Source organism: Mycoplasmatota bacterium, from assembly GCA_018394295.1.
Taxonomy (GTDB): domain Bacteria; phylum Bacillota_I; class Bacilli_A; order Haloplasmatales; family Haloplasmataceae; genus JAENYC01.
This window is the reverse complement of sequence record CP074573.1, coordinates 2,795,515-2,815,738: the sequence shown is the minus strand read 5'-3', so window position 1 is coordinate 2,815,738 and position 20,224 is coordinate 2,795,515. Positions and strand designations below refer to the sequence as shown.

The window sequence follows — 20,224 nt, the reverse complement described above, 5'->3', positions numbered from 1 at the left end:
TCTACTAAAAGGAGTGATAGAATGAAATCAGTTGAAGATATAATAAAAAGAGCAGTTGCATTAATATCTTTTTGTGATAGATGTGCTCATGAGGAAGAAGATCTTGAAGGAAGATATTAGAGAAAATCAAAGAAAAATAGTATATAATTGGTTAAAACGGATAGGGTATGACACTTATTTAACAGAAGAAATGATAAACCTGTATTAAAAGACTTTCATCCGACTCTAATGATTGGAAGATTTTATGATTTAAGTAAATTAATGCAGAAAGCAAAATTAGTAGATATTGAAGAGATTAAAAGACAAAGAGATATTGCAATGTTATGGAATTGGCGAGCACAGACTTATGGACTACAAATGACCGAGGATATAAATAAAGTAATAATAAACACATTTAATGAAGATTTAATAAAAACCACAAAAATAAAATTAACAAAAGAAAGTCCCAAGGATTTTATTGCTTTCAATGAACCATATTATTTATTATCTAATAATGAAGTAGTTCAATTAGAACAAATAGCATTATGGAGACAACATGCTTTAGAATGGATATTGAGTGAAGAGGATTGGGATAATGTTCCACTAAGTATTTAATTAATTAAGATCATAACAATTTTTGACAGCTTTTGTAGTTGTCTTTTTTTAATGGTAAATAATAATAAGTAGATGAATACAAATTCGAAATAATTTATCAAGTATTATAGTATACCAATTAAATCTAATAATTAAGACAGAATGATTCAACACTTCTTGTGAATTTTCTACTGTTATATAGGGATAGATTGGATTATATTTGAATAATAAATTAGTAAAATATATACAATAAATAAACGAAAAAGATAAATAAATAACTTTTTTTAGTTTCCTATATTATTAATATAAATAAGAATCAAATTGTGATATAATAAAAACAAACTGATTATAGGTGGTGTTTAAAATGATTTTTGAGGCTCTAAATTCAATCAATAACTCAAATTATTATGAGGTATTTATTCAGGCAGTTGATTTCTTTTTTTTATTTTTGATAATATATTTTTCTTTAAAAATATTAACATTTTCATCTAGAATCGTTAATATTTTTAAGGGACTAATGTATTTCATTTTAATTTATTTGATTTCAGATTTATTAGAGTTAAATTATATGATGAAGTTTTACGATTATCTATTCCAAAATTGGGTTATTTTATTAGCTGTTGTATTTACCCCTGAGTTAAGAATGATTTTAGAACGTGCTGGAAGAAGCTATGCTTCAAATAAAAAAGTAAATGTTGAAAAAATTGGTAAAGATTATATTATTGATGAATTATTAAAAACAACAGAGTATTTATCAAAGAGAAGAATAGGTGCTTTAATTTCCATTGAGCGGAATGAATCACTAGAAGATTTTGTCAAAGAGGCAACCCCTTATAAAATTCGGATATCTAGTGAAGTTTTAACGACTATTTTTATTCCAAGTACACCAGTTCATGATGGTGCTGTTATCATACGTGGAGAAAATATTCTATGTACTCGGGCTGTACTTCCAAATTGTAAGAATGAAGAAGACTTACCACCAAAGGTTGGTACAAGACATCGAGCAGCATTAGGGTTAAGTGAACAAACTGATGCCTTAACACTTGTTGTTTCTGAGGAAACAGGTAACTTATCGGTCAGTTTGAATGGAAAGTTAGATTATGGAATTACAAAAGAAAGTTTACGCTTGTATTTAGATAAATATATTATTACGAAAGTTGTTAAGGAGTAGGAGGATAACATGGAAGAGAATCAATTTTTGATTGTATTGAATATAATAAAATTGCCATTTGTTTTTATTTTCTATCTGTTGTATATGTGCTTATCCCTCTTCATTCCTTCTAAATACGTTAGTAAAATCATTAATATAGAAGCGATTGAAGAATATATGGACATATATTTTAACAATCCGTTATTTCTTAAGTTTATTGCGCTGATTATAACGATTTTAATATTTGTATATATCGACTAGATCAATAGGAGGAAATTTCTTATGAAAAAATATTTTGGAACTGATGGTATCAGGGGAATAGCTAATCAAACATTAACTCCTGAACTGGCCTTTAAATTAGGAAGAGTACTAGGTCACGTACTTAAAAAAAGTAGTGAAAAAATAAATGTTTTAATTGGGAGAGATACAAGGATATCTGGTGAGTTATTAGAATACTCTTTAATTTCTGGGCTATTATCAATAGAAGCAAACGTAATGCGTTTAGGAGTTGTTTCAACGCCTGCAGTTGCTTATTTAACTAAATCATTAAATGCACAAGCTGGTATTATGATTTCAGCATCACATAATCCTTATCCAGATAATGGTATAAAAATATTTGGTAGTGATGGGTATAAGTTAATGGATGATGTAGAGTTAGAAATTGAGCGATTAATCGACGAACCAGATCATTTGGACAGACCAATTAATGATAAAATTGGTGTTGTAGAAAACTATTTTGAAGGTCAACATAAGTATCTATCGTACCTACAAAAATCAATTGATCATACATTTGAAAATATGAAAATCGCTATTGATTGTGCAAATGGTGCAACTTCATTTTTAGCACCACATTTATTCGCTAATTTAGGTGCTGATGTATCATTGATTAATAATACACCTAATGGAACAAATATTAATGTTAACTGTGGGTCTACTAATATTGAGTCAATACAACAATTTGTTTTAGAAAATTCAGTAGATATTGGTTTAGCCTTTGATGGTGATGGAGATCGCTTAATTGTAGTAGATGAAAAAGGTCAAATTATTAATGGTGATTATATTTTATATGTACTTGGTAATTATTTAAGTGAACAAGGTAAATTAAATGATAATACCCTTGTCTCAACTGTTATGAGTAATGTTGGATATTATAAAGCAATTGAAGAAAAAGGTCTTAGTAGTGTTCAAACAAAAGTTGGAGACCGCTATGTTTTAGAAGAGATGCTTAAAAATAAATATAATCTCGGCGGAGAACAATCAGGTCATATCATTTATTTAGATTATAGTTCAACAGGTGATGGATTATTAACCGCATTACAATTAATAAATATAATGGCTGAAAAAGATGTTCCACTTTCAGAATTAACGAAAGAGATGAAATCATACCCTCAAGTATTAAAAAATGTACAGGTTCTTGATAAAGCTAGTGTATTAGATAATGAGGAATTAAAAAGTAAAATAGAAGTGATCAATTCAGAACTTGGAAATAATGGTCGTGTATTAGTAAGAGCATCAGGAACTGAACCATTAATCCGGGTAATGGTTGAAGCTGAAAATGACGAAATATGCGAAAAATATGTCGATGAAATCGTTGAGCTAATTAAAACACTCTTATAATATTATTTTAAGAGTCTATCTAATTACTTTTCGACAAATTATTTTAAGCAAGTAAATATTACTTGCTTTTTTTTGTTGAATATGTCAAAAAAAAAGAAAAATTGAATATACTTAGTGTGAGTAAAGAGTGGGTGATAAGATGATTTGTATCAATCAAATAAAGATAAATGTCGAAATAAGTGGTCAAGGTGATATGAATATTTTATTATTACATGGTTGGGGACAAAGTACAAAAGCATTTACTGAAATTAGTCAACATTTAGCAACCTCATTTACAGTTTATAATATTGATTTACCTGGCTTTGGTTTAAGTGAGAAACCACCTTATCCATATAATACAAAAGATTATGCAGATATCATAAAAGGAATAGTTGATTATTATCAACTGGATAATTTAATCATTATTGGGCATTCATTTGGTGGTCGAATCGCTATTAAGTATACTACGATGTACAATCATGTTGAAAAATTAGTGTTAATTGATAGTGCTGGAATTGTTCACAAGAAAAAATTAAACTATTATTTAAAGGTTTATACTTATAAATTATTGAAGAAATGTTTTTCAATACCTTTCTTAAAAAAATACAAACAAAAATTACTCGGAAGATTTGGTTCTAGTGATTATAAAAACGCAGATAATTTTATGAAACAAATTTTAGTTAAAGTAGTAAATGAGGACTTAAGACATGAAATGAATAAAATTATATGTCCTACGTTACTAATTTGGGGAACAGAAGATAATGAAACACCTATAGAGGATGCTTATATTATGAAAAAGATGTTAGGTGATGCTGGAATTGTTAAAATAGAAAACGCAGGTCATTTTTCTTATCTAGAAAATAGGTATCTATTCTTATCTGTTTTAGATGTTTTTCTAAAAGAAAAGGGGTGATGGAATGAATATATGGTTTAATTTACTATTGATAGGTACATCGATTCTTTATCTTTACATATTGGTTAAAAGATATTTGTATAGTTGTTTTATACTTCAACTAGAACATTATCAATTGGGGAAATACTTAGATTGGTTTTATAAAAATAAAACGAATAAAAAATTACTAATTCCATTGGTTGTATCCTTACTTGCTCTTATTTTAATATTGTTTATTTCTTTTAAATATCTTTTATATTTTGAACTCGTTTTAGGAATTATTACGATGTGGTTTATCAATTATAAACAAGAAAAAAAGAAACTTAAAATCACAAATCGTATGAAACGAATGTTTTCCTTTACATTATTTCTAGCTGTTGTTATATTTGTGATTAATTATTTAGTTCTTAGAAATAGATTTAATATAGGTGAAATAATATTTATATATCTATTAATTAATAATTTTTTGGTTTATGATTTAGTTTTAATTGGATCATTATTAGCACTACCGCTTGAAAAATATTTTCAATATAAGTTTATAATGAAAGCAAGAAGTAAGATTTTAGAAAATAATGAATTAAAAGTAATTGGGATTACTGGTAGTTATGGTAAAACATCAACAAAATTTATCATTGGTGATCTATTAAAAAAAGCATATAATGTGTGTATTACACCAAACTCCTATAATACCCCAATGGGAGTAACTTTAACAGTCAATGAATACTTAAGAAATATTGATGACTATTTTGTTTGTGAGATGGGGGCTTGCCGGGTAGGTGAGATAAAAGAACTTTGCGACATTGTATTTCCTAAAATAGGGGTTATTTCTTCAATTGGTCCACAACATTTAGAGACATTTCGCACGATTAAGAATATTATAAATACGAAGTTTGAATTAGTAGAATCATTACCAAGTGATGGATTAGCGATATTAAATTATGATAATTACTATATTAGAAATTATATTGTTAGAAATAAAATTAAAATTTTAACTTATGGTATTGAGCAATCTAATGTCGATTATTATGCTTTAAATATTCATTATGGAACGTATGGTTCTACTTTTGAAGTTCAATTTCCAAATAAAGAAAGATATTTGTTTAAAACCAAATTACTAGGTAAACACAATATATGTAATATTCTAGCTGGAATTGCCTTAGCAGATTATTTAGAAATAAATATCAAAAAAATAATTGTAGCAGTTGAACAACTAGAACCTGTAGCTCATCGATTAGAATTAAAAAGTTTCTCTAACTATCATGTGATAGATGATTCATTTAACGCAAATATTGAAGGATGTGCGAATGCATTAGATATTTTAAGTCATTTTGATCAAAAGAAAATTATTATAACACCAGGGATGATTGAACTAGGTAGAGAACAATATGATCATAATTATCGATTTGGTGAAAAAATTGCTCAAATATGCGATTATGTTGTCTTAGTAGGTAGAAAACAAACAAAACCAATTCGGGATGCTTTAATAGATATTCAATTTCCTGAAGAAAACATTTTTGTCACAAATCAATATGAGGAAGGTTTTAAACACATCATCGACCATTTTAAAACTAATTTTACAGTTTTAATTGAAAATGACTTACCTGATAATTATAGTGAGAATTAAGGATAAGGGTGGCGATTTAACTTGCGTTTAAATGTTGGTGTAGTGTTTGGAGGAAAATCGGTTGAACATGAAGTGTCGATTATTACTGCTTTACAAATGATTGAACAAATGAATCAATTAAAGTATAATCCAATCACTATCTATTTATCCAAAGAAAATGATTTTTATTATCATGAAAATATGAAGGATATCGCATTCTTTAAAGATTTAAATCAATTAAATATGGTGGCGAAAAAAGTTATATTTGATAAGAAAAACAATAGACATCAATTATTATCTATATCGAATAAAAAGATAAAGAAATTATTTGACATTGATCTAATTTTTCTAGTAGTTCATGGATCAAATTGTGAAGATGGAACTTTATCAGCTTATTTTGAAATGTTAGATATTCCTTATGTAGGAAGTTCAGTCTTATCTTCAGCAATTAATCAAAATAAATGGAAAATGAAAGAACTATTAGCGTATAATGAGATTCGTGGTGTACCTTATTATGGATTTTATGAAAGTGATTTTTATGAAAATGAAGTTAATATATTTGAAAATTGTGAAAAGATAGGATATCCACTTATTGTTAAACCAGCTTCACTTGGGTCTAGTGTAGGGATAAAAAAATGTTTTAATCGAGAAGAACTTCATCAAGCGATATTAGATGCTGTACAGTATGATACTGAAGTACTTGTGGAAAAAGTTATTGAAGACTTAGTAGAATTAAATTGTTCAGTATTAGGGGAATGTACGAATTTAGAAGCTTCTGTTGTTGAAAGGGTCATTCAACAAGATGATATTTTAAGTTATCAAGATAAGTATTTACGAGGAAGTAATAAAAATAGTAAAGGGATGGAATCTACAAATCGAGAACTGCCTGCAAATATCAGTGATGCACTAAAAGAAGAAATACAGAAAGTAGCGATAAAAGCTGTTAAGGTTATAGGGGCGAGAGGGGTATTAAGAATTGATTTTTTATATGATGATAAGAATAAAATCTTATTCCTCAATGAAATAAATACAATTCCAGGCTCTTTAGCGTTTTATTTATGGAAAGCAAAAGGTTTGAAGTATAAGGAGTTAATAGAAAGATTAATAAAACTTGCGTTAAAGACTTATCGTATCAAAAATTCAAAACTTATTTCTTATGATACAAACTTACTATCACTTCCAACAAATTTAAATAAAGGTAAATTTATGAAATAACCCATTTCAATTTTTTCTAAATATAGTGGTAATTATTTCTTAACATTAACATTAGATGTATAGTATGCTAGAATAGTAATTGAAGTGGAGGAATAAAGATGCGTAAGTATAATAGGAGGATTTTAACAGCGTTAGTCGTAGCGTATAAAAAAGGGATTATTAATCGAAAACCATTAAATAAATGGTTAGATTTTAGTGAAATTTATTATCATACAATGAAATATGTATCTTATTTTATAATATTTTCTTTTATTTTTGTGATTTTAGATGATAAAATTAACAGATACGATGAAAGTATTTATTTTGGTAAATACTTTATTCAGGAGTCAAAAATACTATCAGGATTAATTATTGGTATAATAGCTTTTAATCTTTATCGTTTAATTAAATATTATATACAGGTGTATACAGTGATAAAAGCAATGAAGCAATACAAGGCAACAGAGGATGATGTTGAAATTTTAAATAAGGTAACTTTTAAGATACATGTGTAAAAAATATAATTTATAAAAGTAAAATAAACGTTCAATCAAGAACGTTTATTTTTTTGCAATGATAAAGAAACGATGACAAGTAATATCTAAGTATCTTATTTCTTGTATCATTTTATGAATTTTAATTAATTGATTTCTATATTTTTAAACCGAAAAATCAGGAATTTGCCAAGGAATAGCTTTCAGGTAATAGATAATGGAACAATGAAACTCAAGAATAAACCAATATTTTTATCTATTGGCTAACTATCTATCAATACCATGTATTGTAAGCTGACTAATTGGAATTATAAAAAAACATTGCCTATATATGAGCGACTGAGATAATGTAGATGGTTGTAAGTGGGCAATATGTTACTTATTAGTTTATTTTTGTGGCTACTATGTTAATTTTTTATGTTATAATAAATGAGTAAAACATGGTAAAAAAATAAGTATATGTACAGTTTAAATAAGGGGATAGGGATACAATGAACAGTGATGAATATATTAAAAAATTCAATAAATCGTATAAAATCATAATGTCAAATGACAGTAAATATATAGCAAGAACTAGTGGAGCATCAATATATATACATGACACAATAACTTTTGATCAAATAGCAGTATTTAAAGATGTAAAACATGCTAATCAAATTAAATTTTCATCTGATAGTAAAAGATTAGTGTCAAAGAGTGCAGAACGCAAGTTTGTTGTATATGACTTAGAAAACATGAATTTAATAAATAAAATATATATTAGAAAAACAAGACAACCACAAGATGGGGAATTCTGTTTTTCAAAAGATAATAAGTTTATTTACAATACAGTTTATACAAATGAATTATTGGGATATATTTCGAAGATAAATATTGAAAGTGGAGAAACTGAAATAATCTACAGTCCTGAGAATTGCGTATTTAATGGTGCGCGGTATATTAGTGAAAAAGATAAATATGTATTTACTGGATTTGAAAGAGGTAAGTTTAGAAATGTAGAGTTTGTAGTTGAATATGATGAAAATCAAAGCAAGTTCAAAAGAATAGATTTAAAGCATGATTTCAACACTTTCATATATCATGGATTAACTAAAAAATTTATTGTTAATAGTTTAGCAAGTAAAAATATTCTTTTTATATCTAACAACTACAGAAAAATACTGAATAAGTTAAGCCCTTTATCATTAAATACAACTAAAATAAGTTTTTTCGATGTTTTGAACTCATCTAAAAAACTTAGAGAAAAGTTAAATCAAAATGAAGAAAAAGTTAAAACTTTAAAGGAAATTTATGAAAAGAACGCGATTGAAATTTCATTAGATGGGAACATTAAACATTTTAATATTTCTAATGGTGGTAAATATTTGGCTGTAGCAACAACCAATAGAATCAAGATATATGATTTAGCAACTTTAAAATTATTAGATCAAATTGAAAATCAATATACATGCTATGTTTCATTTAGTCCTGATGATACTTTAATATTAGTTGGTACATGGAGTCATGGGTTTATTTACCCTTTTGATATCAAAGGAAAATTACATGATCAGTGAAATAATATTAAATTTATTTAGTATATATAAAATACTATTGACACTTGCAACCATCTACATCATCTCAGTTGCTCAAACACAGGCAATGGTTTTTTATTGTGAATACATAGGTCAACTTGCTATACATCCTATTGGTGTCATGTTATAAGTAGCAACATTGAAAAATTAGAAGAGATGTAGGTATTAATTGGAAGATTATGTTAAAATTTATATATACAAACCTCATATTGGGGGGGGAGATAAAATTGAAAGAAAATCCAATTGCAGCACATCAATTTTGTACATCAAATAGGAAAATGTTAGAAAAGGATAATTTGTGTGGATGTTTTTATTGTCTTGAAATCTTTAATCCAAAAGGAATTACAGGTTGGATTGAAGATAGAGATGGTGATACAGCACTGTATCCTTATTGTAATATAGACTCAATAATTAGTAAAAGCAGTGGTTATCCTTTAACAAAAAAATTTTAGAAAAAAATAAACCAACACTGGTTTGGATAAGGTGCTTTTAACATCTATTAATCTTCAATGGTCAAGTAGCCTAACCTTTTATCAATGACAGGTGTAGCAAGTTGACATATACAAAAACAATAAAAAAACATTGCCTCTGTATTTGCAACTAAGTCAGTAGTATATGACTTGATTGCAGTGGCAATGGTTTTCATTATTTCTAGCATATATTATTGAATTGTAGATATATTTATAAATCCCATAATATGGTATACTTTAATATAAGGGGTGGTGATAAGGTGCTTTATTTTGATGAAGTAATTGAGGACTATGAAAATAAAAAAGATTTCATGTCAATAATTAATTATTTGATTAGTAAGTATTCAATTAATAATGACGATGATATACTGGCTACTATTATTGTATATGCTTGGTACATATATATTGAAGGTGGCTGTATATACGGTAATGTGAATTATGATATTGATTTTTATGAAGATACATGGTCTAAGTATATTGATTCTGTAGTAAAAGAAAATAATTATACTTTAAAAAGTTATTTTTTCACTGCCTATACTTTAATACTCCATGGATTTATGATTAAAGATCAATATGAAGATTTAGGGTATCAAATGCTTGAGAATATCAAACCAAATAAAGGTGATATTTATTATGATTTAGCACATTTGCTCTTAAACAGAAGACAAAAAGGCAAGTTTTTTACACTTAAAAAAAGTAAGGTGCTTACATTTAATTTAATAGCTAAATATTTCAATAACAAATCAATACTAGATGAGTACTTTATTGAAATGTTTGTATCAAGACATCCAGCAGGTCCACTTTCATTGGAAGAACTAGTTTATGATTTAGACCCTTATTATGACAACAAATGTACTATTAATGGTAATTGCTTATACATAAATATAAATAAGCACTTTATTATCAAAGTAGTATTGGCAGGGTATTTTAATGTATATATAAATGATGTTTATTATTATAATATAGACGGTCAGGACATAGTTGGAGTCTTAGATGAAATAGCACTTGATGAAGAATATGTAATTCAATATAAACGGAAAATAAAATTTATTCAGAAGAATAAGTTTGAGTTAAGTAAGTATATAAAGAAAAAGAATTTCATAAAGATTTTTGATGTTAATAATGTAATATTTGATCCACAAGCTAATTAATGTATGAATGTAAAAACTTTCTTCAATACTCATAAAAGTCAAAACCATTGCCACTGCAATCAAGTCATATACTACTGACTTAGTTGCAAATACAGAGGCAATGTTTTTTTATTGTTTTTGTATATGTCAACTTGCTACACCTGTCATTGATAAAAGGTTAGGCTATAAGACCTACAATTAAATAAACCTAAATTAACCAATAACCTTTGTTGTAGTTGGTTTTATCTGTACCTTTATTACTACTATCTAGAGAGATAAAAACAGTACTTGCATTGCTTAGTGTTGTTTAAATAATAATCATCTAAAGAAAATAGTAGTTAAATGATATAATAAGTTTAGATTGCTAATATAAGACAATAATCTATGTGGTAAATCTTTTGAAAAAAATTGAATGAAACAGGGGGGTTGTTTTCTTATTTTAAAGTATTATTAAATATAATTAATAAAAGTAAAATAAACGTTCAATTATGAACGTTTATTTTTTTGCGATGATAAAGAAACGATGACAAGTAATATCTAAGTAGCCTGTTTCTTTTATCATATTATGAATTTTAATTAAATGATTTCTATATTTTGCAATAGAGAAATCTGGAATTTGCCAAGGAATTGCTTTAAGGTAATAAATAATGGCACCAATGTCATAAAATCGGGTTTTTGTTATATCTTCTTTTTGTTTAAGTATCGTGAAATGTTCATCTTGTAGTTTATTAATCGCTTCATCTAAGTTCCATGAGGCATAGATACTCTCTTCTGATTCTAATAAGCTATTTAATTCTTGATCGTTTTTTCCCCCCACTTGTTGGGTAATAAAATATCCATTGGGTAAAAGTATTCTTTTTAGTTCCTTTGAACTAAAGGCTTCGTGACGATTTATTATGAAATCAAAAGAATGATCATCAAATGGTAATCTATTATCATCTTCTATCTGATAAACATGAACACCGAGTGGTTCTAAGCGATCTTTTGCGATTTGAACATTTGGTGGGTATCCCTCTGTAGCACAAGTGTATTTAGGAAGTGGTAAGGTCGATAGAAACTCTCCACCACCTGTACCCATATCTAATAAAGATTTACTTTCTGTAAGTTCTCTTAAAACTTCAATAGTATAATTCCATGATAAAGGAAATTCTACCATTCGACTACTTTGATTTAAATAAGAAAAGTCCCACCCTTTAAATGTTTGTTCACTATCTCTTAATAAGTTATTGAATAATGTTTCATTTTTTATAATCATATTTTTTATTTCGTAATGATTTTATCAATGATACCATATTCTAAGGCTTCATCAGCAAACATGAAATAATCACGCTCAGTATCACGTTCAATGACTTCAACGGGTTGATTTGTTTTTTCAGCCAGAATTTTGTTCATTCTATTTTTTATTTTAATAATTCGTTCAGCTGCAATTCTTATTTCAGTTGCTTGTCCTTGTGTTCCACCTGATGGTTGATGTATCATGATTTCACTATTTGGTAATGAGTAACGTTTACCTTTTTCTCCACAAGCAAGAAGAAACGATGCCATTGAAGCAGCCATACCACAACAAATAGTACAAACATTTGGTTTAATATATTCCATGGTATCGTATATAGCCATACCAGCTGTAATAACGCCTCCAGGGCTATTGATATAGAGTTGAATATCTTTTTCACTATCCTCACTAGCGAGAAATAGAAGTTGAGCTATAATGCTGTTAGCGAGTTGGTCTGTAATCTCACCACTTAATAATATAATTCTATCCTTTAATAAACGAGAGTAAATATCATACGCACGTTCACCTTTTCCGGTTTGTTCAATTACTGTTGGTACTAAATTCATAGATTAAGTAGCCTCCTTTTAAATTTATATATTAGATTCTAACATGAATCATACAAAACAACAATTGAAAAAAATGTAAAAATTAGGGAAAAAGTTGTATTTAACAATAATATTCTCATTTTTATGATTAAGGTAAGCATAATATATATAAATTATGATATTTTAATAGTATATAATAAATATGATAATGATTGTAACATTTGAAAATTAAAACAAGTAGACCAAAGAAATTAATGTAAAGTAGTTGACATCATACGATATATTGATATAATTAATGTAAATAGTATTACACGTGAGTAGGTGGTTAAATGAGTACCAATTTCCGTGAAGTGTTAAAAAAAATTGGCATAACACAACAAGAATTAGCGGATTATCTTGGCATTTCAAGACAATACTTAAATAATTATTTAGATGAGACATTAGAAGAACCGAAAATTCCCCAAAAATATTTTGACAATATATTATTTTTATTTGAATGTAAGACAAGAGATGAAATATATGATGATGCATTTATAAGAAATGCCAAAACTATTAAAAAACGGATGGGGATTGTTAAGTCTACAAAAGAAAGTATTGACAACTTATTTAATATAGAACACGAAAAGAAAATGGAACTGTTTAAAATAGTGGAGTATTTTCAAAATTTAATAAAATTAGATCAAGATTTATTAGAATCATTCGCTATCTTTATGGAGAATATTACTAAAGAAGAGTCTTATCGTTCTTTACTAAGTTATATTGGTAAAAAATATGTTTTAATTCAGTTTGATGATCCACGTTTTAATTCAGATATAGATAAATGTAGAGAAGCTTTGTTGAATGAAGTGTTTGATGAACCAAATTTGAATTTTGAGGAATATAAAGATAAATATGAGAAATTTGTTAATAGTACTAAAAAACAAAATGAAATTGATTTAGGGGCACTTAAAAAGTCTCTGTCGGAATTAGGATATACGAATATCTCACAAAAAGAAGTTGTTGATTTGCTTAAAAAGTATAATGAAATTAAAAATACAGATAAAGAAAAGGAATGATAAGCATGAAAAAAACAGCGATTGTTTTAGATTTCAATCCAAAATTAAAAATTGAAAAGACGTCAAAACATTATGATATATATATCTTAGATCGATATCATGACAAAATTGCGCGTGTTGAAACAAGTGATGATAATGAACTAAGTAATGCTTTACTAGAAGAGATGACAATTAATGAGTTTTATCATATAATTGCCCCTCATTATAAAGACCTTTTCTGTCTATTTTTAAGTTATCATTATAGTGATATAGAGGATCACCTATTAACACAAAATATTAATCAAAACAGAAAAAAACTTGAAGCAAAGATGTTTACATATTTAATAAATTATAAAAATCAAAGTAAAAAAGCAATTATTCAGAATACTTTAGATATGATTGATAAAGAATACGCGATTAAAGATGTGATAGTGCGTATCCATAAGATTCGTAAAAAAGAGAGTTTTTCATTAAACGATATTCTTATGCGATATATCTTTTGTTTACAATAATAATGAAACATCAAATATTATGAAAAAATATTTGATGTTTTTTTTATTTTATGAAGTTATTGAATAATCACCTCTTGTTTCTATTGAAAATATAATAAAAATAGAAATTAAGAAACAGGTGGTTATTTGAGAGATATTTTTTATCGGTTAAATAGGATCCGGATTTTACGAAATATTCTATTTTTAAGTGCATTCATTTTTTTCATGTTAGTTATGTTAATAAATCATATAATGACAAAAGAGGAATGGTTATATGCTTTACTTATATTTGATAATGTAATAGTATTGGTAATATTAATATATTTTATTGAAGTGAAAGTAGGAAAGGATTATAGTATATTATATTCTCAAGAATTTATACCTTTACTGCTTAAATCAATTAGTCCTAATTTTCATTATGAGATAACACCAAGAGAATTTAAGGGGAGTTTAATAAATGTTTTTGATTATGATAGTAAGATAAACATTAACCATCTTGTGCATATGAAGGATTCTTTAAATGAATATTGGTTTTATGATGCACAAGTATATTATAAAAGTTCTTTGTTAAATAAAATAGTTCAATTTAAAGGTTATATTATTGTTTTACCTATAAAAAATGAAGAAGATTTAATTATTTGTCAAAAGAAATTTTATTTAGGTTGTTGTAAAGAATTGAATGAATTAAATTTTAGAGATTATAAAGTATATAATAAAAGCCATCAAGTACTTAATCTTGATTTATTTAATCGATTGAAACAAGTGATATTAAAATATCCAAAGTTAGAATCATACGCTTCTTTAAATCATAAAATGATGATTTTTAAATCAAATCGTATCAGTTTCTTTAGAAAACCAATATTTAAAAAAATTAATCAATCTTTCTTTGAATTTAAAAAAGACGAATTTGAAAAAATAAATGATATGGTAGTAAATTTTATTAAATGTTATAAATAAGGAATTTCAATAATTGGAAAATTAATGGTATAATATTAAATAGGGAGGCGAGATAGATGTTGGAAGAAATTTATCAAAAGATTGATCAATATAAAAAAAATGGATGGAATACTATTATAGTGTTGCTTATTATTAGTTGTATGTTATTTTTATTACTTGTGTATCGTTTGTTTAATGCTCAAAAGGTAACATTTTTATTGCTAGCATTTGGTAGTGTAGTTACTGCTAGTTTAATAATCGCTATTATAGTGATAGTTAAAAATTCAAAAAAAATAAATAAATTGGTACAAGAAGAACTACTACCATACATGCTTAGACAAGTCAGTATTGATTATCAAATGACGGATGATGTTTTTATGAAAGAAGAAGTAATTAGAAGTCTCATCATTAGTCGTTATGGTTCTTTTAAATCTTTTAAAATTGTGAAGGGTAATGTAAATCATATTCCGGTACGTTTTAGTTTTATATATGATATTGTATCAACAGGTCAAAGTTCATATGATGTATTTTCGGGAACGTATATTAGTTTTCAAACAAATCAAAAGGTTGATGGTTTTGTTCAATTAAGAGATAAAGGTAGGGCTGAAAAAAATAAAAAATTAGAAATAGATACTCATCAATATAAAAGCGGTATTGCGAATCGATTTAGTGATATTCGTTTTTTTACTAGCCAAGACTATTTAGCAGAGAAGTATTTTACTGAGGAATTAGTTAAATTGTATTCAGAAATAAAAAAAGAGTATAAAAAAGGGTTTTATTTAACCATTATGGATAAAGAATTAGTAATTGGAATTCATAATAGAAAGAATTTATTTCAATTTGGATTTTTTAAAAAGTTAAATCAGGAATGTATTGATAAACAATTGAAAGAATATCATAAATTAAATCATATAATAAATGAAATAACAAAGTATATTAATGATTATATTAATAATTAAAGATTATGTATTCTAACATAATCTTTTTATTTGGACGCTTTAGTTATATTTTTCATTTCAAAGGAAAAATAGTCTAAATAGTTAATTAAAAGTGTTTAATATGGTATAATTACAACGATAATAATAGATAGAGGTGAATATAATTGAAAGTTGCACTTGGAAGTGATCATGCTGGTTATGATCTAAAACAATCAATTAAACAAATATTAGATGAAATGAAAATAGAATATACTGATTTTGGAACTGATGAAGCAATCAGTTGCGATTATTCAGATTATGCGATTATTGTTAGTGAAAAAGTCGCAAAAGGTGAATATGATAGAGGAATATTAGTGTGTGGTACGGGGATTGGTATGAGTATTGCTAGTAATAAGGTTAAGGGGATAAGAGCAGCACTCATCGAAAATATTTATTCAGCTAAGGTAACAAGAGAGCATAATAATAGTAATGTATTATGTTTAGGTGGTAGAGTAACCGGTCTTGAAGTCGCAAAAGAAATCGTTAAGACTTGGTTAGGTACTGATTTTATAGGTGGAAAGCATGAAAGACGGGTAGGTAAAATAACAACCTATGAAAATTTAAATAAATAATTGGAGGGAAAGTATATGAGTGTATTAAAGGAAAAAGATCCGATAATTTTTGAAAACGTAAAATTGGAGTTAGAAAGACAAAGAAGAAATTTAGAAATGATTGCCTCAGAAAATTTTGTATCAGAAGCAGTTTTAGAAGCACAAGGGTCTGTATTAACAAATAAGTATGCGGAAGGTTATCCGAACAAACGCTATTATGGTGGATGTGTCAATGTTGACAAGGTAGAGGATATCGCAAGAGATCGACTAAAAAAATTATTTAATGCCGAACACGTTAATGTTCAACCACATTCGGGTTCTCAAGCTAACATGTCTGCATATATGACGATTTTAAATCATGGCGATACTGTCTTAGGGATGGATTTAGCCCATGGTGGTCATCTAACGCATGGTCATCCATTAAACTTTTCAGGGAAAAGTTATCAATTTATAAGTTACGGTGTATCAAAAGAAACAGAAACAATTGATTATGAAAATGTGAGACAAATTGCATTAGAGAAAAAACCAAAATTGATTGTAGCTGGCGCTAGTGCTTATCCAAGAGAAATTGATTTCAAAAAATTTAGCGAGATTGCTCAAGAAGTGGGTGCTTATTTTATGGTTGATATGGCACACATAGCTGGTCTAGTAGCAGCTAATCTTCACATGAGCCCTGTACCATATGCTGATTTTGTAACATCAACTACGCATAAAACATTACGTGGTCCTCGTGGTGGAATTGTTTTAACAAAAGAAAAATATGCTAAAGAATTAGATAAAGCAGTATTTCCAGGAATGCAGGGTGGTCCTTTAATGCATGTTATTGCTGCTAAAGCAGTTAGTTTTTATGAAGCATTACAACCTGAATATAAGGAATATATGCAACAGGTAAAAGATAATGCGAAAAAATTATCTGATAGTTTAAAAGAAAAAGGATTTAGAATTGTTTCAGGTGGAACTGATAATCATATGGTATTAGTTGATGTGAAATCTAGTTTTAATGTAACAGGAAAAGAAGCAGAACATTTATTTGACGAAGTTGGAATAACAACGAATAAAAATATGATCCCATTTGATAATGAAAAACCATTTGTGACTAGTGGTATTCGTTTAGGAACACCTGCTTTAACTACTAGAGGGTTAACATTAGTTGATATGGAAGAAATCGCAGACATAATGTATGAAACTTTGAAAAATAAAGAGGATAATAACAATATAGATGTTCAAAGATATCGCGTTAAAAAAATAACTGAACGTTATCCACTATATCCCAAATTTTAAATAGTAGTTTTATATCTTAATCTCAAGTGTGTTATATAAAACAACAGTATAATTAGTTAATATATAAATCCCTTGTAATTTATCGAAAAAAAGCAATCAAAATTATGGTATTTTGAGCCAAATTTTGATAGAATTATACTGTTGTTTAAATAAAAAGGAGAGTTGTAAATGCATAGTATTAAAGATGACAATTTAGTATTAGTTATAGACCATCCCCTAATTACCCATAAATTGACACAAATCCGTAAAAAAGAAACTGGTACGAATGAGTTTCGAAAAATTGTCAATGAAATTGGTGGATTGATGGTTTATGAAATAACAAGGGACTTAGGTTTAGAAGATGTTAATATTGAGACTCCTGTAGAATCTATGACAGCTAAGCAATTATCAGGAGAAAAACTAGTTATTTGTCCAATTCTTCGAGCAGGACTTGGGATGGTAGATGGTATTTTACAAATGTTACCATCAGCACGTGTAGGTCATATTGGTTTATATCGTGATGAGGAAACCCTACAACCTGTTGAATATTTTGCAAAATTTCCTAATAAATTAGATGAAAGATTGGTTATCATTGTTGACCCAATGCTAGCTACAGGTGGTTCAGCCATAAGTGCTGTTGATATTGTAAAAAAACGTGGCGCAAAAAACATTAAATTTGTATGCTTGGTAGCAGCACCTGAAGGAGTAGCTGTATTAAGGGACAAGCATCCTGATGTACCCGTATATATTGCCGCTTTAGATGAAAAGCTAAATGAAAAAGGATATATCGTCCCAGGATTAGGTGATTGTGGAGATAGAATTTTTGGGACAAAATAGTTTGGTATATATATGAATAAAGAGAATAAAGAAAAAGCAAAATATACTTATGAGGAATTAAGTGAAAAATACCTCGAAAAAAAAGTGTTAGATAAAAAAACGAATAAGATGAAAAGTTTGGCATCTGATTATCAAATGATTGTTTCATTTATAGTGACACTTGTTATTTTAATTTTTCTTGGAATATTTTTAGGAAACAAGCTAGATCAAAAGTTAAAGACCTCACCATTATTTATACTCCTATTTACTTTCTTAGGGATTGGAGCGAGTTATCGTAATTTGATTAAAGATGCAAATAGAAAAAAGTAAAGGAAGTCCTATTAAATGAGTGATAATCAAGATTTTAATACCACTTATCAAAAAATAATTGGAATATCATGGGTAATCATGATTTCTGTAATTATCATATTAAGTTTAGTATCAATAATATTTTTATCTGAACAACCTTGGTATAGTCTACCAATCAGTTATTTATTAGGTGCGATGACCAATATTTTTGCATTTAACTTATTAAAAAATAATATTGCCAATATAACAGCTGATAGTAAAAATGCCATTGCAGGTTCTTTTACGAATTATGCAGTTAGATTGATGATTTATGCTTTTGTATTATTTATAAGTTTTAACAATGATAAATTAAACCCTTATGTAGTCGCATCAGGCTTTATAACGGTTCGAATTGCGATTTATATATACTCATTGTTAAATAAAAATAAGTAGAAGGGAGGGGAAATCTTGAGTAATAGTCATGGTAAAAAAGTTATCCCATTCAAACGATTATTTTCAGTTATTCTTCCAATCTTATCAATCGTTTTTGGTTTCTTTTTAGTAGTTGCTATAATAGGTTTTGTTGTGAATTTACTTTTTGAGTATGAGAATGTTACGATAAATGATGAAACAAAGAGAATGTATCATCTTAAATGGGTAGAGAGTGATACGTTTGTAATCGTACCACATGTCGTGTCAATTATTATTATTGTCATATTTTTAATCATACTCATGCTTGTGATTAACCGGAAAATAAAGAAAGCAGATCCACTTAAAAAACCGAAAGGGCTATTATTACTTGTGGAGATATTTGTAACAACAATTGATAATTTTACTGTAGACATGCTAGGAGAAAAGTTTAAATCATTTGCACCATATCTTGGCTATTTAGCGATGTATTTATTTGCCGCAAATGTATTTGGTCTGATAGGATTTACACCTCCTCCAACTGCTAATCTAACAGTTACCTTAACCTTTGGGTTAACTACCTTTTTCTTAATTAGATATTATGGAATTAAGTATAATGGATGGGGGCATTTTAAATCATTATTTAAACCTATTCCATTAACGCCTATGAATATCATAGGAGAATTAGTTGTTCCAATTTCGTTATCTCTTCGTTTATTTGGAAATATCCTAAGTGGAACGATTGTAATGGCATTATTATATGGTGGAATTGGATTGGTGGTTAATGCCTTATCTCTTAAATACCTCCATATGAATTTTGAATATGGTGAATTATTTGCACCATTCATAGGAGTGCCATTATTACATGTTTATTTTGATTTATTTGCGGGGTTCATTCAAACCTTCGTGTTTATCTTGTTAACTTCGGTGTTTATTTCAACCGCATCAGAACAATAAAAAAAAATATTTTAG

General features: G+C 27.5%; 22 protein-coding genes. 20 read left to right on the top strand and 2 right to left on the bottom strand.

Annotated elements, in window-relative coordinates:
- Positions 1-228: 228 nt before the first annotated feature.
- The 10 genes from KHQ81_13285 (at position 229) to KHQ81_13240 (ending at position 10,694) form a co-directional block, all read left to right on the top strand.
- Positions 229-594: a hypothetical protein gene (locus KHQ81_13285; protein QVK17804.1), complete on the top strand. Its 366-nt coding sequence runs from the start codon at positions 229-231 to the stop codon at positions 592-594.
- A gap of 343 nt (positions 595-937) precedes the next feature.
- Positions 938-1,744 carry a diadenylate cyclase CdaA gene (cdaA, locus tag KHQ81_13280; protein ID QVK17803.1) on the top strand — a complete coding sequence of 269 codons (807 nt, stop codon included), beginning with the start codon at positions 938-940 and terminating at the stop codon, positions 1,742-1,744.
- 261 nt (positions 1,745-2,005) lie between these two features.
- Positions 2,006-3,340 (top strand): phosphoglucosamine mutase, encoded by a 1,335-nt coding sequence (locus tag KHQ81_13275; protein QVK17802.1) that lies wholly within the window; start codon positions 2,006-2,008, stop codon positions 3,338-3,340.
- A 139-nt stretch (positions 3,341-3,479) separates the two neighbouring features.
- On the top strand, positions 3,480-4,232 hold the full coding sequence (locus tag KHQ81_13270; GenBank protein ID QVK17801.1) for an alpha/beta hydrolase: 753 nt from the start codon (positions 3,480-3,482) through the stop codon (positions 4,230-4,232).
- 4 nt (positions 4,233-4,236) lie between these two features.
- Complete coding sequence (locus KHQ81_13265) at positions 4,237-5,835, top strand: UDP-N-acetylmuramoyl-tripeptide--D-alanyl-D-alanine ligase (protein QVK17800.1); 1,599 nt, start codon at positions 4,237-4,239, stop codon at positions 5,833-5,835.
- A 21-nt stretch (positions 5,836-5,856) separates the two neighbouring features.
- Positions 5,857-7,029 carry a D-alanine--D-alanine ligase gene (locus KHQ81_13260; protein ID QVK17799.1) on the top strand — a complete coding sequence of 391 codons (1,173 nt, stop codon included), beginning with the start codon at positions 5,857-5,859 and terminating at the stop codon, positions 7,027-7,029.
- 98 nt (positions 7,030-7,127) lie between these two features.
- The gene (locus KHQ81_13255; GenBank protein QVK17798.1) at positions 7,128-7,523 is read left to right on the top strand and encodes a hypothetical protein; all 396 of its coding nucleotides are present in this window, start codon (positions 7,128-7,130) and stop codon (positions 7,521-7,523) included.
- 470 nt (positions 7,524-7,993) lie between these two features.
- On the top strand, positions 7,994-9,055 hold the full coding sequence (locus KHQ81_13250; GenBank protein QVK17797.1) for a hypothetical protein: 1,062 nt from the start codon (positions 7,994-7,996) through the stop codon (positions 9,053-9,055).
- A 245-nt stretch (positions 9,056-9,300) separates the two neighbouring features.
- Entirely contained in the window at positions 9,301-9,525 is a 225-nt protein-coding gene (locus tag KHQ81_13245; protein QVK19665.1) for a cytoplasmic protein, read from the top strand.
- A 278-nt stretch (positions 9,526-9,803) separates the two neighbouring features.
- Complete coding sequence (locus KHQ81_13240) at positions 9,804-10,694, top strand: hypothetical protein (GenBank protein ID QVK17796.1); 891 nt, start codon at positions 9,804-9,806, stop codon at positions 10,692-10,694.
- 475 nt (positions 10,695-11,169) lie between these two features.
- Here KHQ81_13240 and KHQ81_13235 read toward each other — a convergent pair whose 3' ends face one another.
- Positions 11,170-11,928 (bottom strand): methyltransferase domain-containing protein, encoded by a 759-nt coding sequence (locus tag KHQ81_13235; GenBank protein ID QVK17795.1) that lies wholly within the window; start codon positions 11,926-11,928, stop codon positions 11,170-11,172.
- A 5-nt stretch (positions 11,929-11,933) separates the two neighbouring features.
- Complete coding sequence (gene clpP, locus KHQ81_13230; protein ID QVK17794.1) at positions 11,934-12,512, bottom strand: ATP-dependent Clp endopeptidase proteolytic subunit ClpP; 579 nt, start codon at positions 12,510-12,512, stop codon at positions 11,934-11,936.
- Positions 12,513-12,820: 308 nt separating this feature from the next.
- On the opposite strand from clpP, the gene KHQ81_13225 reads away from it, so the two are divergent.
- The 10 genes from KHQ81_13225 (at position 12,821) to KHQ81_13180 (ending at position 20,209) form a co-directional block, all read left to right on the top strand.
- Positions 12,821-13,546, top strand: coding sequence for a helix-turn-helix transcriptional regulator (locus KHQ81_13225; GenBank protein QVK17793.1), 726 nt, complete (start codon positions 12,821-12,823; stop codon positions 13,544-13,546).
- Positions 13,547-13,551: 5 nt separating this feature from the next.
- On the top strand, positions 13,552-14,037 hold the full coding sequence (locus KHQ81_13220) for a hypothetical protein (GenBank protein QVK17792.1): 486 nt from the start codon (positions 13,552-13,554) through the stop codon (positions 14,035-14,037).
- 126 nt (positions 14,038-14,163) lie between these two features.
- A complete protein-coding gene (locus KHQ81_13215; GenBank protein ID QVK17791.1) occupies positions 14,164-14,973 on the top strand; it encodes a hypothetical protein in 810 nt (269 codons plus the stop codon).
- A gap of 56 nt (positions 14,974-15,029) precedes the next feature.
- Positions 15,030-15,911 (top strand): DUF3137 domain-containing protein, encoded by an 882-nt coding sequence (locus KHQ81_13210; protein ID QVK17790.1) that lies wholly within the window; start codon positions 15,030-15,032, stop codon positions 15,909-15,911.
- A gap of 143 nt (positions 15,912-16,054) precedes the next feature.
- A complete protein-coding gene (rpiB, locus tag KHQ81_13205; GenBank protein ID QVK17789.1) occupies positions 16,055-16,501 on the top strand; it encodes a ribose 5-phosphate isomerase B in 447 nt (148 codons plus the stop codon).
- Between the two features lie 15 nt (positions 16,502-16,516).
- Entirely contained in the window at positions 16,517-17,761 is a 1,245-nt protein-coding gene (locus tag KHQ81_13200) for a serine hydroxymethyltransferase (GenBank protein QVK17788.1), read from the top strand.
- A gap of 168 nt (positions 17,762-17,929) precedes the next feature.
- Complete coding sequence (gene upp / locus KHQ81_13195; GenBank protein QVK17787.1) at positions 17,930-18,577, top strand: uracil phosphoribosyltransferase; 648 nt, start codon at positions 17,930-17,932, stop codon at positions 18,575-18,577.
- 12 nt (positions 18,578-18,589) lie between these two features.
- The gene (locus KHQ81_13190; GenBank protein QVK17786.1) at positions 18,590-18,886 is read left to right on the top strand and encodes an AtpZ/AtpI family protein; all 297 of its coding nucleotides are present in this window, start codon (positions 18,590-18,592) and stop codon (positions 18,884-18,886) included.
- A 15-nt stretch (positions 18,887-18,901) separates the two neighbouring features.
- The gene (locus KHQ81_13185) at positions 18,902-19,297 is read left to right on the top strand and encodes an ATP synthase subunit I (protein QVK17785.1); all 396 of its coding nucleotides are present in this window, start codon (positions 18,902-18,904) and stop codon (positions 19,295-19,297) included.
- A gap of 186 nt (positions 19,298-19,483) precedes the next feature.
- Positions 19,484-20,209, top strand: a complete 726-nt coding sequence (locus KHQ81_13180) for a F0F1 ATP synthase subunit A (protein QVK19642.1) — start codon at positions 19,484-19,486, stop codon at positions 20,207-20,209.
- Positions 20,210-20,224: the final 15 nt, after the last annotated feature.